Genomic DNA, 16,740 nt, shown 5'->3' on the forward strand with positions numbered 1-16,740 from the left:
TAAAATAAACAATTTAACCTTTTTGGCATATTTTTTGTAAATGAATTACTCATTGTTCAGAGCTATATTTAAGAGAGTTTAATGAATGTGAATTACTTAAAAACTTACGGATCATTTTGACAAGTTTACTTTACTATTTTAAAAATTCGCATTTCACCTTTCTAACTGGCTTTATGGACATTTTTATTTTAAATTACATTATTTATATTTTTTGAATTTAATAAACATTAATTCCAAAATGACTATGAAAAAAAATTTATTATTATTGTTAATGGTGATTTTTACCATAAATTTTACTTCTTGTAAAGATGATGATGATTACACACCACTCATTCCGCCCAGCGATATTAATGTAACTTATGGTTCGGACAACAACAACAAACTAAACTTAAGTTATAGTGACGTTACTCTTAGCGGAAAACAGGTAAAATTTGCAACAACTGACGGAAGGACGGCTTCTTTAACCTTAATGGATATTCTTCCGGGAAAAGCAGAAGCTACTGTGGAAAATATCGCATTGACAGAAGGAGAAGGAGAATATATTTTCAGCGGAACGTCTCCTGTTTCCCGTGCGGCTGAATATAGCGTGGCTTATTCCGGTTCGGTAAAAAAAGGAGAAATGACCTTAAAATTGAACGTATCGGTACCGGATCCTAAGGGGTGGGTTAAAACGTATTCTTTAGGGGCTTATACAACCGGAGAATTTACAGTAGGAGACAAAAAGTATTCAAGCTGGGTTTTAACAAGTCCTTTGTATGCTGCATGTGCATTCGAAGATCTCGAATTGAGTGCCTCGTATTCCATGCTATTTAAAGGTTTAGGAGGACTTCTTTTACCTCAGGTATTAAAAACTGTTACCTTAGAAGCCGATGGAAATATCCGTGCTCAATATTATTCAGGAGCTATCCAAATCGACCAGAATTTGATATTTCCTATGCTTATGGGCCAGGGACCTAGTGAAGAGGTAGTCAACGCGCTGATCCCGACCAGTGGAGAACTCAATTCACCGAAAAACTTAGCTTATTGGTTTGAAAAAGATGGTAAATTATATGTAAAATTGAATATAACAGCCATTATTGCACAGGCAATGAGCGATAGTGAAACTACCGGTGGAGATGAAACTTTAGCAACAATTATTGCTACTGTACTGAATGGAAATGCCAGTACAATCAAACAATTATTGTCGCAGTTTACCGGTTTGGATTTTAGTGAAATCAGCGATGCTTCCTTTGAAATGTTATTGGATTGGATTAAAAACGGAATTCCTTTAAATGTAACGAAAGCGGAAGGCGGACACACTTATATGTATCTGGACAGAACGGCTTTCGATCCTATTTTCAAAGATACAGAAACACCGGCAGACGATCCCAGCAATATAGGATCAAAGTCTGATTTAATGAAGCTATGGATGTTACTTTCAGAAGCTGAAATCATCCCGGAAGATGCTCAATTAGCAATACTCCTATTTGCAGGCATACTCCAAGAATGGCCTACAAACACAGCTTTTAATGTAGGATTAGATCTGAAATAATATTTATTTAAAAAAGAGATAAACCACCCGAAAAGTTAAAAAATTTTTCGGGTGGTTTTTTATTGAAATTCATTTCCGAGTTTTAAAACTTTCCCTATAAACGCTAGGAAAGTCGGATAAAAAGATAAAAAACAAACCTATCGTACTGCTTCTTATTAACGAAAAAGATATCTTTGTTCTTCTAAAAGAAGTCTTATGAAAGTAGTTATCCAACGTGTATCAGAAGCCAGCGTCACCCTAGAAGGAAAATTATACTCATCTATTGGAAAAGGAATGTTGTTACTTATTGGCATACAGACAGACGACACAGAAGAAGATATAGAGTGGTTGACCAGTAAAATTTGCAACCTCCGGATTTTTAATGACGAAAAGGGAATCATGAATTGTTCCATAAAAGAAAAAGACGGCGATATTTTAGCGGTCAGTCAGTTTACATTAATGGCCAGAGTAAAAAAAGGGAATCGTCCCTCCTATATCGATGCTGCACGTCCGGAGACAGCCATTCCTCTGTATGAAAAATTTATACAGGCCTTATCGTTAGAAATACAAAAAGAAATAAAAACCGGCGTATTTGGAGCAGATATGAAGGTACATTTATTAAATGACGGTCCTGTTACCATTCTCATAGACTCTAAAAACAGAATATAAAGTACCCCACTTCCGCTGGAATATTTATAAAACTTTCAAATTAAAAATTGTAATCAATGGAACTCAAAGAACTTCAAACCAGAGTAGACAGCTGGATTAAAGAATACGGGGTAAGATACTTCAACGAACTGACTAATATGGCCATCTTAACGGAAGAGGTAGGAGAATTAGCCCGTGTAATGGCCAGAAAATACGGAGAACAATCTTTTAAAGCAGGAGAAAAGGAAAATCTGGCCGATGAAATGGCAGATGTTCTTTGGGTGCTTACTTGTTTGGCCAATCAAACCGGAGTAGATTTAACCGAAGCCATGGAAAGCAATTTTGCAAAAAAAACAAACAGAGACAGAAAAAGACATAAAAACAATCCTAAAATACAAGAGCATTAATATATTTCTTACTAAATTTGTTCATTCAAATAATAAAATTTATTTTTCAATCATCAAATTCTCCAAATATTACTAAATGTGGACTAAAATAGCAGGAATTATTCTGCGGAACCGGATTGCGTTTATCGTTGCTGTTCTATTGGGAACGCTTTTTATGGGATTTCAAATGAGAAACATTCAAATGTCCTATGAAAACGCAGATTTACTTCCAAAGACCGATAATGCTTATCTTGACTATTCCCGATTTAGGGAAACATTCGGGCAAGAAGGCAATGTAATGGTCTTTGCTATTCAGGATTCCAACTTTTATGAGTTAACTAAAATCAACGATTGGATACAAATGGGCGACAACATAAAAGCCCTCAAAGGGGTTAATGCACTCATGTCCATTACCCATACGTTCAACCTCCACAAAAATACAGATAAAAAAAAATTCGAAGTACTTCCGATTTTCCCCAAACAGATTCACACGAAGCAAGAGCTGGACAGTTTAGCATTTATTGCTGAAAATTTACCTTTTTACAACGGTTTGCTGATCAATCCGGAACAACATACCTACAATATGCTGATTACGGTTTCTGCGGAAGTAATGAATTCTCCGGCACGAGTAAAATTGGTAAAAGAGGTTTTGGAAATCACCGACCGATTTACGGAAAAATACAATTTAAAAATGCATTATTCCGGTATGCCTTATATCCGGGTAGTCAATGCAGAAAATATCAAAGGAGAAATGTATATGTTTATTGCCTTATCTTTACTGATAACGGCAATTATTCTCTATTTGTTTTTCCAATCTTTCCGTATTGTTGGCTTTTGTGTAGGTATTATTGGGATTAACGTTATTTGGGCCATTGGCTTTATGGCGATGTTAGGCATAAAAATTACGCTGCTCACAGCCATGTTACCTCCCTTATTGATCGTTATCGGGATTCCGAACTGTGTATACATGGTCAACAAGTATCATGCAGAATATGTCCGGCACCAGAATAAAATCAAAGCTTTACAACGCATGATACAAAAAGTAGGAAATGCGTCTCTATTATCCAATCTCACCACAGCTGCCGGTTTCGCGACTTTTATCATTACTTCCAGTCAAATATTGGTAGATTTCGGCCTAATCGCCTTTATCAGTATAACCACTGTATTCCTGATTTGCCTGATCCTCATTCCCACCGTTTTCAGCTATCTCCCCGTACCCGATGAAAAGCAGACCAAACATCTCTATAATCCGTTTATCAACAATATTATCGACAAACTGATTTTTTTAGTAATCAACAGACGTCATACGATTTATTATATTGCCGGCATATTAGTTATTGCTGGAATTTATGGAATTACCCGAATGAAGACAACGGGGTATATGGTAGACGACCTAAAAGAAACAGATCCGATTCGTCAGGATTTAGTATTTTTCGAATCAAATTTCGGAGGCCTTATGCCTTTGGAAGTCACCATAGATTTTAAAAAACCTAATCAGGTATTTAAGCTTTCGAACCTGGAGAAATTAGACCGATTGAATACGGAACTTTCTGCAGATCCGGATTTATCCCGTTCGATTTCGGTAGTAGAAGCTGCAAAGTTTGCCAATCAAGCCTATTATAACGGCAAAGCTTCTTATTACAAGCTTCCCAATAATATGACAAAGAATTTTATCATGAAATATGTGATGGAGTCGACAGGGGGGATTGACGCGATGTCGAAATCTTTTGTTGATTCAAATATGCAAAAGGTAAGACTTAGTTTCCGCGTCAAGGACATAGGCACCCAGAAAATGGAAGCCAAAGAAGACTCCTTATACCACAAAATTGAAAAAATATTTCCGGCAGACAAACATCAGGTAACAGTAACAGGCTCCAGTGTTATTTTCTTTAAAGGGAATCAGTATCTGATTTCCAATTTGTTTTCGTCTTTAGCCCTGGCGATTATCCTTATCGCTGGCTTTATGGCCTGGATGTTCAAGAGTAAACGAATGGTGCTTATCGCATTAGTTCCCAACGTAATCCCCCAAATCATCACGGCTGCCATTATGGGATATGTAGGCATACCTATTAAAGCTTCCACCATACTCGTCTTCAGCGTTGCTTTTGGAATTTCTGTCGACAATACCATTCATTATCTCGCGAAATACAGACAAGAGCTCCAAGCGACCAACTGGAGTATTCGTTCCTCAGTGGTATTGGCTCTGAAAGAAACAGGACAAAGTATGATCTATACTTCTATTATTCTGTTCTTCGGATTCGGCATATTTTGTCTCTCCAGCTTCGGTGGGACATTTGCATTGGGATTATTGACCTCCATCACTTTATTTGCAGCAATGTTAGCAAATCTAATCCTGCTTCCTTCTCTTTTGTTGACCATGGAACATAGCATTACGAACAAAACGTTCAGAGAGCCGCTCTTACAGATTTACGATGAAGAAGAGGATATAGATTCCGATAAACTGGAAATAGAAAATGAAACGGACAAATCCGACGCACGAAAAAACAAACCTAAAAATTCTTTCTGACACAAGGATCTCGTCTCTTTGGTAAAGGAAACAGGATTTTATCCTCCCTCCCAACAAAGATTCATGGATCAGCGCCCTGAAAAACGGAACAAAGACAGCCACAAATTATACCCTTGAAAAGGGCCTTTCGGACGCCTTTATTAATTGTTTTCCAAAGCTTTGATCTCTTTCGTAAGATCATCCATCAACTGAGAAGCTCCAATACGGAAGTAGTGAGGAGAAAGCCACTCTTTACCCAATATATGATTGACAATCGTCAAATAACGAACAGCATTCTGAGCTTTGGAAACGCCTCCGGCAACTTTCAATCCCACCCGTCTTCCGGAAGTAGCATAATATTGTTTAATGGCTTCACACATGATATAGACAGACTCAGGAGTCGCATTGACAGGCACTTTACCTGTCGAAGTCTTTATAAAATCTGCCCCGGCATAAGCTGCAATCAGAGAAGCATTGAAAATACTTTCGACATCCTTTAATTCTCCGGTTTCCAAAATCACTTTCAACCGGACTTCACGGCAGACTTCACGAATAAGTTTCAGTTCCTGATAAACTTTTTCATAATTCTTTTCCAATATATCTCCAACAGTCACTACCACATCCACTTCCTGAGCTCCGGCTGCTATAGCCATTTTACACTCATCCAATTTAATTTCAGTAAACGTCTGAGAAAACGGAAAACTTCCTGCCACAACAGCCGTCTGTATATTACTTCCCTTTAAGCCCTCCCGTACAATAGAAGCAAAATTGGGGAATACACATACAGCAGCAACTTCTTTTAAACTATTTTTTTTCAATTTTTTCAATAAGTCGGCAACAAAATTCTGGACAGACTTGTCTGTATCTGTGACTTTTAGCGTAGTATAATCCATACATGACATACATAATTCCAAATTTTCCACATTGTACGCCTGTTTTATTTCTTTTTCAACAACCCCATCCAGTTCAAATTGCATACGATCTTCCAGATTCGTCCAACTATGAGTTGCTAATTCTTCCCCTATATATTCCATTACTAAAATGTTTATAATTGATTATTGCAAAGGCCTAAAGGCCCCACTGCATTTTTTCCCTTTTTGTCAAACCAGCTATAACCAGCTTATATGATTTCCGGATCCACACTTTTAACATACTGTCACTGATAGACCCGTCTATTAATACGGTATTCCAATAGTTTTTGTTCATATGAAATCCCGGGCTTACTGCAGGAAACATTTCCCGCATTTCCACGATTTCATCCGAAGCGCATTTGATATTGATCCTTAAATTTCCCTTCAAAAATACTAAACAAAACCATTTCTTACATACCTTGAACACCAATATTTCCTCCTCAAATGGCATTGTCTCTTCCACATGCTCCAATGACAAACAAAATTCCCGTAATTCCTCAATGTTCATAAGGGCAAAATTACACAATGTTTGTGAGCTTTTAAACTTTTCTCCGACAAAATATTTATATTTGCCTTAATAATCATGCGTGATAAACAATTGTAACAATAAATTATTTAAACAAAATATATGCCAATTAAAGAAAGCGAAGATACGCCCTTAATGAAACAGTATTTTTCGATGAAAGCAAAATACCCCGATGCTATCATGCTGTATCGAATGGGAGATTTTTATGAAACTTTTGGAGAAGATGCTGCCATTACTGCAAAAATTTTAGGAATCACTTTAACGAAGCGTTCACACGGTTCTCCGGGAGATGTTGCTCTTGCCGGTTTCCCCCACCACGCCTTAGACGTCTATTTACCCAAACTGGTCAGAGCGGGTCAACGGGTTGCTATTTGTGAACAATTGGAAGACCCGAAATTAACGAAAAAACTCGTTAAAAGGGGAGTGATTGAACTAGTAACCCCCGGCGTATCCTATAGTGAATATTCTACCGATACGAAAAGCAATATATTCCTGGCCGCTGTTTATTTCAACAAAATTGAAGCCGGATTAACACTATTAGATCTTTCTACCGGAGAATTTCTGACAACCGAAGGCCCCCATGCAACGATAGATAAATTATTAAATAGTTTTCAGCCGAAAGAAGTGGTCTATCCCAAAGGCCAAGAAGCCCAATTCCAGGAATGGTTCGGGAATAAATTCTATATTTATCCGATTGAAGAATGGTTCTTTGATCGGGAAGCCGCTCAGGATAAGCTCAAAAAACATTTTCACGTCAATTCTCTGAAAGGATTTGGAATTGAAAACATGAATTGCGGCATTTGTGCAGCAGGAGGAGCTCTGAATTACCTGGAGATCACAAAACACGATATGATTTCTCATATCACATCTATTTCCCGTATTGACGAATCGAATTATGTTCTTTTAGACAAATTTACCCTTCGCAACCTGGAACTTTTGTCCTCTCCCTATGAAGAAGGGAAATCCCTGGCAGATATCATCGATTATACAACAACTCCTATGGGAAGCCGAACTCTCAGGCGCTGGATATGTATGCCCTTGAAAACTCCGGAAAAAATCAAAGAAAGGCTCGATATCGTTGAAACTTTTACGCAACATGAACCGGAACGGCTTGAAGTCGAACTTTTATTGAAAAGCATAGGCGATTTGGAACGACTGGCATCAAAAATTGCAGTAGGCCGTATTACGCCGAGGGAAATGATTCAATTAAAAGTAGCCCTTTCCTGTATTTCTCCCCTCAAAGAGCAGTGTAAAAAAACAAATTCGGACGTATTGCAAAGGCAAACAGAAAAACTGGATGCCTGTCAGGATCTGTTTGACAAAATAGACAAGCAAATCAATCCCAATGCTCCGAATCAGCTAAACAAAGGAAAAGTCATTGCCGCTGGAGTAAATGCAGAACTCGACGAACTCCGGGAACTTTCGGAAAACAGTAAAGAATCCCTGCTTCGGATGCAGCAAAGAGAAAGTGAAATAACCGGTATACCTTCCCTAAAAATCGGATTTAACAATGTCTTTGGCTATTACATCGAAGTCACAAAGACCCATAAAGACAAAGCTCCGGAAACCTGGATCCGTAAACAAACTTTAGTTAATGCAGAACGCTATATCACACCAGAATTAAAAGAATACGAAGACAAAATACTAGGAGCGGAAGACAAAATTCTCGCGATAGAAACAGAACTCTACAATCAATTGGTGGCAGAAGCCGCCTCCTACATTAAAACGATACAAAATAATGCCAGAATTATAGCTTCAATTGATACTTTAATTTCTTTTGCAGAAGTATCTCTGATTAACCATTATAATCGTCCAGAAGTAAACGATTCTGATTGCATTGACATCCGGGCTGGCCGACATCCAGTCATCGAAAAACAACTTCCTCCCGGAGAAGAATATATCGCTAACGACGTCTATCTGGACAATAGCAAACAACAGATTATAATCATTACCGGACCGAACATGGCCGGTAAATCAGCCTTACTTCGACAAACGGCTTTAATTACTATATTGGCACAAGCAGGATGTTTTGTTCCGGCAGAATCAGCTAAAATCGGATATGTAGATAAAATATTCACCCGTGTAGGAGCTTCTGACAATATTTCCCAAGGAGAATCGACATTTATGGTCGAAATGAACGAAGCGGCGAATATTTTAAATAATATTTCCGACAGAAGTCTGGTACTCTTTGATGAACTGGGAAGAGGAACTTCTACTTACGATGGTATCTCTATTGCCTGGGCAATTGTGGAATTTTTACACGAGAACCCTAAATATCGGGCTAAGACCCTGTTTGCGACCCATTATCACGAATTGAATGAAATGGAACGTACTTTCAAAAAAATAAAGAATTACAACGTATCTGTGAAAGAAATAGACAATAAGGTCGTTTTTCTCCGTAAATTAGTGAAGGGAGGTTCCAATCATTCTTTCGGTATACAAGTAGGAAGAATGGCAGGTCTGCCTCAATCTGTAATAAAAAGAGCTTCTGAAATTTTAAAACAATTGGAAAATGACAGGGACAAAGACAACCAAATTCAAAAACATGTAGAAACAATCGCTTCGGAACGGGAAGGGATGCAACTGAGTTTTTTCCAACTGGAAGATCCGATTCTGATGCAAATACGGGACGAAATTGCAGGTCTGGACATCAATAGCCTCACGCCTTTAGAAGCCCTCAACAAATTGAATGAAATCAAAAAAATTACCGGAATATAGAAGCTTTATCAAAAAAGATCGGCTTTTAATAAGCCGATCTTTTATTTCATTTTTAATATCACTACGTCTTTCAAAGGCCGGTCCCGTTCGTCCCTTTTCAATGCAGCAATCCGGTCTACAATATCTTGGCCTTCGATAACTTCTCCAAAGACCGTATAATCTCCGTCTAAATGGGGAACCCCTCCAACGGTTGTATATGCTTCTTTTTGAGCTTCCGTCAGTGTCAGTTTGCCTTTTTCAAACAACTGTTTCAACTGATCATTTATTTCCTGCTCAATCAAATTTAAATTTTCCTGATCTTTCATCAATTCATATGCCCGGAGTTCCACTTCTTTTTCTTTTTTCAAACGGTTCAAAATAGTTTGTCGCCTACGGTCATTGATTTTTACTACTAACGAATCCAGTTCCGACGGCCGGAACACCTTTCCCTGAACAATGTAAAAATGAGAACCACTGGATTTTTTCAGAGGATTTACCTCATCCCCTTCCCTGGCGGCTGCAAGCGCTCCTTTCTTATGAAAAAACTCAGGACGGATCTCAGCATCTATCATGTAATTGATACTATTTCCTCCCAAAACCTCTCCTGCTTGAGCATGCTTTGAATCCGGATCTCCTGCCTGTATCATAAAATGAGGAATAACCCTGTGAAATAAAATTCCCTCGTAATACCCTTCCTTTGTCAATTTCAAAAAATTATCCCGATGTCCAGGGGTCTGTTCATACAACCGGACTTTAATGTCCCCAAAATTCGTTTGTATAATCACTACATTCGGATCTTTTTTTTCACAGCTCCAAAACAAAAGGACGAAAAAGCTTAGTAAAACACACTTCATTATTTTCAAATTTATTTATAAAACCTCTACAAAGTTATAAGGACAGTCGGGAAAACTGTCTCTCCCTAAGAAATAGCCCTAAAGTCAATTTATTCCCAAATGAATAAGCGTACAATAAAATCCGAAGATGTCTGTCCCGGATGGCTATTTATGCAAAAATAATAGTTCTAACCTAAATAGGAATCATTTTTTTACTAAATTTGTAACGTACTGTAACTTATTTATAATAAAATCAGTTAAATTCAAGAATACTTAAATCCAACAAACATGAAAACAATAGTCCTCTTTTTCCTTTTATCGCTATGTTGTTTTTTAAACAGTTGTAAAGAAAAAAAACAGGCAGAACCTACCCTAGAAAAACCTGCTCTGGTAAATGACAGTATAGAGCCAGCCCCTATAACCGAAATTGAAAAACCGGTCAGAAATGAAGTACAGCACTATTTTTTAATTGCAGGCTGTTTTGAATACAAAGAATTAGCTGACAAGCTATGTGAAAAGCTTCAAAAAGAAGGATTCGATTCCAAAATAATTCCTTACTATGAAAATTTATATTTGGTAAGTTATACAGGTTATGCTACTTCAAAAGAAGCCCAGGAGGCATTGAATACTTTAAAACACGAAAGTGGAAAAGAAAACACCTGGATTTATCACGCCAAGAACTGAGAAATATTCTAAAAAGAAAGCTGAGAGCCTCCTTTCGTTCTGTAATTAATTCAAAATGTATAAAATAATATTTTTATTTGGAATTTGTGGTTGTATATTGTCAAGCTGTAATCGTCAAAAACTGGCCCCTCAGTATTTGACAAACATTACAGTCATCCGGGATTTAAATAAGCCGAAAGTCATTTTGTCAAAAGATACCCTATTGAATACTCCCTCCTTTCCAAAAGATTCTACCCTCTTACCAGCTGTTCCTGCAGAGAAAAAACCATACTATATTATTGTAGGCAGTTATTCCTATACGGAACGAAACCAAGCAGAAAAATTTACAGAAAAATTAAAAACAGAAGGTTATCCAGCTTGTCTTTTAGAAACAAATAACCGTCTTCGTATCAGCATCGATAATTTTGCCACAGAACAAGAAGCTATTCGTCAGCGGAAAAAATATTCGGATCTTATCAAACGGGAAGATATTTGGATTTATAAAATGCCAAATTAATAAAGAATAGCTACAACAAAACTCAGACCGAAAAGAAAACCGGCATAGATTTGAGCGGGATTATGTTTTTTTAAATACAACCGGCAAGTAGCTAAAATACCCGATAAAATCAAAATAACCATCAGACTTTCCCGGACTTCTCCCCAATATCGAAATCCGATAATCGTAATAAAGCCACATACAGCTCCTGCAGCGGTCATGTGCATACTCATTTTCCAACGAAGTGTAATAATCGAAAAGCCGGATAAAACAATAATCAATACTAAATACAATTGCTGTACAATATTAGTATAAGGCAATTTTCCAATCAGATAAAAACCGGCAAATGCAGAAAAAATAGCGACCAAGGCCGGATAAACCCGTTCCTGTTTTACCGATAAATCATAACTACTGATAAAACCCATTTTCTTAAATACAATCATTCCTAATAACGGCATTAACAACATCGCTACAAAGGTAACAAAGTAACAATAGACTTGAGTCGAAAAGGGTATGAGAGAAAATACAGAAGCAGAATTAAAAATAAAGAACAATCCGTATAACGGAACCAATAAAGGATGAAACAGATAAGATACACCTTGTGCTATAAACTTCATATTTTCAGATTTGTTATATTTCCCGTCTTAAACGGGCGACAGGGATATCCAGCATTTGCCGGTATTTAGCAATAGTACGACGGGCAATTTGATATCCTTTTTGATTCATTAAGTCGACCAATTCATCGTCTGTTAAAGGCTTTTTCTTATCTTCCGCCTCAATAATATCTTTTAAAGTATTCTTTAACTCACCTGTACTAACTTCCTCGCCTGTATCCATTTGCATACTTCCTGTAAAGAAATCTTTTAAAGCATAAATACCAAACCAAGTCTGTACGTATTTGGAATTCGATACCCGGGAAATGGTAGAGACATCTAAACCTGTAATATCTGCTATATCTCTCAAAATCATGGGCCTTAACAAGCTTTCATCCCCCGTTAGAAAAAATTGTTTCTGAAACTGCACAATTGCCGTCATTGTCAACATTAAAGTATTATTTCGTTGTTCAACAGCATCTATAAATGATTTTGCAGAATTCAACTTATACTTTACAAAAGAAACTACATCTTTTTTATTCTTAATACTTTGTCCGTTTTTATAACCGTCCAGGATATTTAAATAAGCTTTATTGATCCTCAATTCCGGTAAATTTCCGGAATTCAAGGTCAACTGCAATTCTCCGTCTACTAAATCCAAAGTAAAATCGGGAATAACCTTTTCGGCATTTCTTTCAAAAGAAGAATCGCCTGCAGCACCTCCGGGCTTAGGATTAAGCTTTAAAATTTCCTCAATAGCCACTTTCAAATCAGCGTCGGAAATTCGCAATTTCCGAGCTATTTTTTCATAATGTTTTCGGGAAAATTCTTCAAAACAATCCGTCAAAACAGCCTGTGCTGTATGCAAACCCGGATAATTCGGATGTTCAGAAAGCTTATGGCGAATCTGTAATAACAGGCATTCTTTCAAATCTCTTGCACCCACTCCGGAAGGTTCAAACTCCTGAATAATTTTTAAAAGTCGTTCCACTTCTTGCTCAGAAATCTCAATACCGGCACCAAAAGCCAGGTCATCGACAATATTTTCAATATCCCGACGCAAATAACCGTCGTCATCGATATTTCCAATAATATATTCTGCTACTTTTTTCTCAAAATCCGATAAATTCCGCATCCCCAATTGATTCAGAAGATTTTCTCTGAAGGTAGCTCCCTGAGAAAAAATCAGATCTCTGGTTTCATCGTCTTTGGAAGCATTGGTAACAGATAGCTTATAATCCGGAATATCATCATCATCACTGATATAATCTTCCAGGGTAAAATCATCTTCGTTTCTTTCCGGTCCTTCCTCCTCCTCCCTCTCTTCAAACTCCTCTTCATTTTCAGTTGCGTATTCCGGTTCTTCCTCTCCTTCTTCTAAAAGGGGATTAGACTCCAATTCCTCCTTTATACGCTGTTCTAATTGATAAGTAGGCAACTCCAGCAATTTTATCAACTGTATCTGAAGTGGATTTATCTTCAACCCCAGTTTTTGTTGTAAATTTTGCTTTAGTGCCATAGGGATAAAATAAGATTTTTGAAAAATTAAAATTCTGCATTCTTAGGTGTACGAGGGAAAGGTATTACATCCCGAATATTTCCCATCCCTGTCACAAACAATAATAAACGTTCAAATCCCAAACCGAAACCACTATGTACAGCAGAACCAAAGCGACGGGTATCCAGATAATAAGACATACTTTCTGTAGAGATACCGACCTCTTTCATCCGGTTTACCAATTTATCATAATTTTCCTCCCTTTGAGATCCACCGATAATTTCTCCGATCTGAGGAAAAAGTACATCCATGGCTGCCACTGTTTTCCCGTCTGGATTCTGCTTCATATAAAAAGCCTTAATTTCTTTCGGATAACCTGTCAGAATAACGGGTTTCTTGAAATGTTTTTCCACCAGATAACGTTCGTGTTCACTCTGTAAATCAACCCCCCAACCACTAACCGGATATTGGAACTTACCATTCTTATTTTGTTTACTATTCATCAGTATTTCTACTGCTTCTGTATAAGAAACCCGCTCAAAAGAATGAGTGAGCACAAAATTTAATTTTTCGATCAGTTCCATTGAACGATCTTCTGCTTTCTTATTTTTCTCTTCTTCCTGTAAACGGGCACTCAGGAATTTCAAATCATCCATACAATGCTCCAATGCATACCGAATCAAATACTTCAGAAAATCTTCTGCCAAATCCATATTATCCTCCAGATCATAAAAAGCCATCTCTGGTTCTATCATCCAGAACTCAGATAAGTGCCGGGTCGTATTCGAATTTTCTGCTCTGAAGGTAGGTCCGAAAGTATAAATTTTTCCCAAAGCCATTGCTCCCAATTCTCCTTCCAATTGTCCGCTTACGGTTAAGTTGGTGGCTTTTCCAAAAAAATCCTGCTTAAAATCCACTTCTCCCTTTTCATCTAAAGGAGGATTTTTCGGATCTAAAGTCGTCACCCGGAACGTTTCCCCGGCTCCTTCACAATCGGAAGCCGTAATCAGGGGAGTATGCAAATAGTAAAAGCCATGATCGTTAAAATATTGATGAATAGCAAAAGCCATCGCATGGCGAATACGGAAAACAGCTCCAAAAATATTAGTTCTGAAACGCAAATGAGCGACATCCCGCAAAAATTCCAAGGAATGCTTTTTGGGCTGAATCGGATATTTTTCCGGATCAGCTTCTCCCAACACGACTAACTCTTTGGCCTGAATTTCATGAGATTGTCCACTACCCGCACTTTCCACCAACAGGCCCTTCACATATATCGCAGCACCAGTAGTAACTTTTTTCATCATCTCTTCCGGGAAATTAGTCATTTCTACAACGATCTGTATATTATTTATAGTAGAACCGTCATTTAAGGCAATAAAATTCACCTGTTTATTTCCTCGTTTTGTTCTTACCCAACCTCTAATTTCCACTTCTTGATTACAATCTCCCGATTGTAATAAGTCCTTTACTGTTGCTTTCTGTGTTTTCATTTCTCTTTAAGTTACAATTGTCAAAACAGTTACAAAAAAGCCGCTGTTTTCTAATTCATCAATTGTTCATACTATTTATAATCTGTGAATTTGCAAAAATAAAGAATAAACCTCAAAACGACAAAAAAACCTCTTATACCTTGAAATAATTTATACATTTTAAAGAACGTTTCTGCCCAAGAAAAATTAAAACGCCATCAACATCACGATATTACAAATAAATCACAAAAAATATAATCCGACACCAACCATCCCCGTTCGGTCAACACCAAATGATTCCCGTCCCTTTTCGCCCAGCCTTGTTGAATATACGCAGCAATACGGGATTCTACCGATGACCAATATTTTTTATAAGTAGACCGAAGAATATCCAGATTGATTCCCCACATGGTCCGCAAACCCGTCATTATATATTCATTATATTGATCAACCTCCGTTAATTCTTCGAAATCAAATTTTAAAATATCTTTATCTAAACTTTCACTATAAGTTTTTACATTAGCAACATTCCATTGCCGGGAATGTAAATTAAACGAATGGGCAGAAGGCCCTAATCCGATATAGGGTTTTTTACTCCAATAATTAGAATTATGGACAGAATATTTACCTGCCCGGGCAAAATTAGATATTTCATAATGTTCAAACCCCATTTCCCGCAATGCATCTGCTACAAAAAAATATTCCTCCGTCACCTTCTCTTCTGGTGGAGGAGCAAAAATTCCCTTTTCGATTTGCCGGGCAAATACGGAACCTTCTTCTATACTTAAAATATATACAGATACATGCGAAACAGGCAAATATTGGATTTGCTTCAAATCCGCTTTTATATTCTCCAGAGTATTTCCCGGCATACCAATGATAAAATCGATACCGATATTTTCAAAACCGGATTCAGCCGCACAAAAAATACCGTCTATCGCCTGACGAGCAGTATGGGTCCGGTTCATTTTTTTCAACCCCTTCTCATTAAAGGTTTGTACCCCTATACTCAAGCGATTGAAGCCTAAACGACGCAATTCATTCAATTTAGCCGGGACCAGATCCTCCGGATTCATCTCTATCGTCCTTTCCGCCGAAAGAGAAAGCGGATGGATTTCTTCCAATTTTTGTAAAATAATCTGAAGTTCATCAGGAGTAAGATAAGAAGGAGTCCCACCTCCCAAATACAAAGTCTCCGGTTTATAAGTTCCTAAATAATCTTTCCTCAATTCTATTTCCCTGCACAATGCGCGGATAAAAGCTTGTTTAAAAACGATGGAAGCGACAGAATAAAATCCGCAATAATAACATTTACTCCGACAAAAAGGTATATGTACATAGACTCCCATATTCTTTTCGAAAAATATAACTTTTTCCTCCTACTTATTCCGCTGAAGCAAATAAATATTACGGCTATATACCAACAAGCCCGTAGATTGTCCTAAAATTAACACAGGATCCCGCCGATAAAGAGCATAAGCGACAATAATCAGGGAACCCGTCAAACTGATCAGCCAAAAGCCCAATGGCAAAACAGATTCATTTTTTCTACGGGAATAAAGCCATTGATAAACGAATCTCAATGTAAATATGATTTGTCCCAGAGAGCCAAATACCAATAACCACAAAGGAATGTCTTCATTCTTAAAAAACTGATTGACGAAAGCAGGCAGGTCTTTAAACATATAGCCCATAACAGCCACTGGAGTCAATAATAAAACATAGCGGATAACGACCGGACATTTCCGCCAACTTTCTTTTTTATCTAAATTCCAGATATAAATATAATAAGAAATTAATTGTCCCAGAATAATTGCAAAATCATTCCGCAGCCAGCCATATATAAACAACAGATAAGAACCTAACAGACTCAGTTTCCAGAAAATAGAAGGAGAAACAACCTTTTTTGCCTTTTCGGACATAATCCATTGCAGCAGTAAGCGGGCAGAAAAGAGCAATTGCGCCAGGAAACCAATTACATAGATCATATATACATCTCTC

At 37.4% G+C, this 16,740-nt stretch carries 15 protein-coding genes; 7 read left to right on the plus strand and 8 right to left on the minus strand.

All coding sequences use genetic code 11. The features are described from left to right. Nucleotides 1-244: 244 nt before the first annotated feature. The 4 genes from HMPREF9449_RS11965 (at nt 245) to HMPREF9449_RS11980 (ending at nt 5,071) form a co-directional block, all read left to right on the plus strand. Nucleotides 245-1,531 carry a DUF4925 domain-containing protein gene (locus HMPREF9449_RS11965; RefSeq protein WP_040611415.1) on the plus strand — a complete coding sequence of 429 codons (1,287 nt, stop codon included), beginning with the start codon at nt 245-247 and terminating at the stop codon, nt 1,529-1,531. A 195-nt stretch (nt 1,532-1,726) separates the two neighbouring features. Next, entirely contained in the window at nt 1,727-2,179 is a 453-nt protein-coding gene (gene dtd / locus HMPREF9449_RS11970; protein ID WP_009137525.1) for a D-aminoacyl-tRNA deacylase, read from the plus strand. A gap of 56 nt (nt 2,180-2,235) precedes the next feature. Next, a complete protein-coding gene (locus tag HMPREF9449_RS11975; RefSeq protein WP_009137526.1) occupies nt 2,236-2,565 on the plus strand; it encodes a nucleotide pyrophosphohydrolase in 330 nt (109 codons plus the stop codon). 76 nt (nt 2,566-2,641) lie between these two features. Next, a complete protein-coding gene (locus HMPREF9449_RS11980; protein WP_009137527.1) occupies nt 2,642-5,071 on the plus strand; it encodes an efflux RND transporter permease subunit in 2,430 nt (809 codons plus the stop codon). 140 nt (nt 5,072-5,211) lie between these two features. Here the strand turns inward: HMPREF9449_RS11980 and deoC are convergent, their stop codons facing one another. Beyond that, complete coding sequence (gene deoC, locus HMPREF9449_RS11985) at nt 5,212-6,084, minus strand: deoxyribose-phosphate aldolase (RefSeq protein ID WP_009137528.1); 873 nt, start codon at nt 6,082-6,084, stop codon at nt 5,212-5,214. Nucleotides 6,085-6,118: 34 nt separating this feature from the next. After that, a complete protein-coding gene (locus HMPREF9449_RS11990) occupies nt 6,119-6,469 on the minus strand; it encodes an MmcQ/YjbR family DNA-binding protein (RefSeq protein ID WP_040611417.1) in 351 nt (116 codons plus the stop codon). A gap of 120 nt (nt 6,470-6,589) precedes the next feature. Between HMPREF9449_RS11990 and mutS the strand changes: the two genes are divergently transcribed. After that, nucleotides 6,590-9,205, plus strand: a complete 2,616-nt coding sequence (mutS, locus tag HMPREF9449_RS11995) for a DNA mismatch repair protein MutS (RefSeq protein WP_009137530.1) — start codon at nt 6,590-6,592, stop codon at nt 9,203-9,205. A gap of 41 nt (nt 9,206-9,246) precedes the next feature. On the opposite strand, the gene HMPREF9449_RS12000 is transcribed toward mutS, so the two are convergent. Beyond that, entirely contained in the window at nt 9,247-10,038 is a 792-nt protein-coding gene (locus HMPREF9449_RS12000; protein WP_009137531.1) for a peptidylprolyl isomerase, read from the minus strand. 267 nt (nt 10,039-10,305) lie between these two features. Here HMPREF9449_RS12000 and HMPREF9449_RS12005 point away from each other — a divergent pair, with 267 nt between their 5' ends. After that, complete coding sequence (locus tag HMPREF9449_RS12005; protein WP_009137532.1) at nt 10,306-10,701, plus strand: SPOR domain-containing protein; 396 nt, start codon at nt 10,306-10,308, stop codon at nt 10,699-10,701. Nucleotides 10,702-10,756: 55 nt separating this feature from the next. Next, on the plus strand, nt 10,757-11,197 hold the full coding sequence (locus HMPREF9449_RS12010) for an SPOR domain-containing protein (protein WP_009137533.1): 441 nt from the start codon (nt 10,757-10,759) through the stop codon (nt 11,195-11,197). Here HMPREF9449_RS12010 and HMPREF9449_RS12015 read toward each other — a convergent pair. The 5 genes from HMPREF9449_RS12015 to HMPREF9449_RS12035 form a co-directional block, all read right to left on the minus strand. Beyond that, nucleotides 11,194-11,793 (minus strand): hypothetical protein, encoded by a 600-nt coding sequence (locus HMPREF9449_RS12015; protein ID WP_009137534.1) that lies wholly within the window; start codon nt 11,791-11,793, stop codon nt 11,194-11,196. The genes HMPREF9449_RS12010 and HMPREF9449_RS12015 overlap by 4 nt on opposite strands. 13 nt (nt 11,794-11,806) lie before the next feature. Next, nucleotides 11,807-13,288, minus strand: coding sequence for an RNA polymerase factor sigma-54 (rpoN, locus tag HMPREF9449_RS12020; RefSeq protein ID WP_009137535.1), 1,482 nt, complete (start codon nt 13,286-13,288; stop codon nt 11,807-11,809). A 26-nt stretch (nt 13,289-13,314) separates the two neighbouring features. Further along, the gene (gene asnS, locus HMPREF9449_RS12025) at nt 13,315-14,760 is read right to left on the minus strand and encodes an asparagine--tRNA ligase (protein ID WP_009137536.1); all 1,446 of its coding nucleotides are present in this window, start codon (nt 14,758-14,760) and stop codon (nt 13,315-13,317) included. A 203-nt stretch (nt 14,761-14,963) separates the two neighbouring features. After that, the gene (gene hemW / locus HMPREF9449_RS12030) at nt 14,964-16,088 is read right to left on the minus strand and encodes a radical SAM family heme chaperone HemW (protein WP_009137537.1); all 1,125 of its coding nucleotides are present in this window, start codon (nt 16,086-16,088) and stop codon (nt 14,964-14,966) included. 30 nt (nt 16,089-16,118) lie between these two features. Then, nucleotides 16,119-16,727, minus strand: coding sequence for a lipid-A-disaccharide synthase N-terminal domain-containing protein (locus HMPREF9449_RS12035; RefSeq protein ID WP_009137538.1), 609 nt, complete (start codon nt 16,725-16,727; stop codon nt 16,119-16,121). Nucleotides 16,728-16,740: the final 13 nt, after the last annotated feature.

This window comes from Odoribacter laneus YIT 12061 (genome assembly GCF_000243215.1).
Classification (GTDB): domain Bacteria; phylum Bacteroidota; class Bacteroidia; order Bacteroidales; family Marinifilaceae; genus Culturomica; species Culturomica lanea.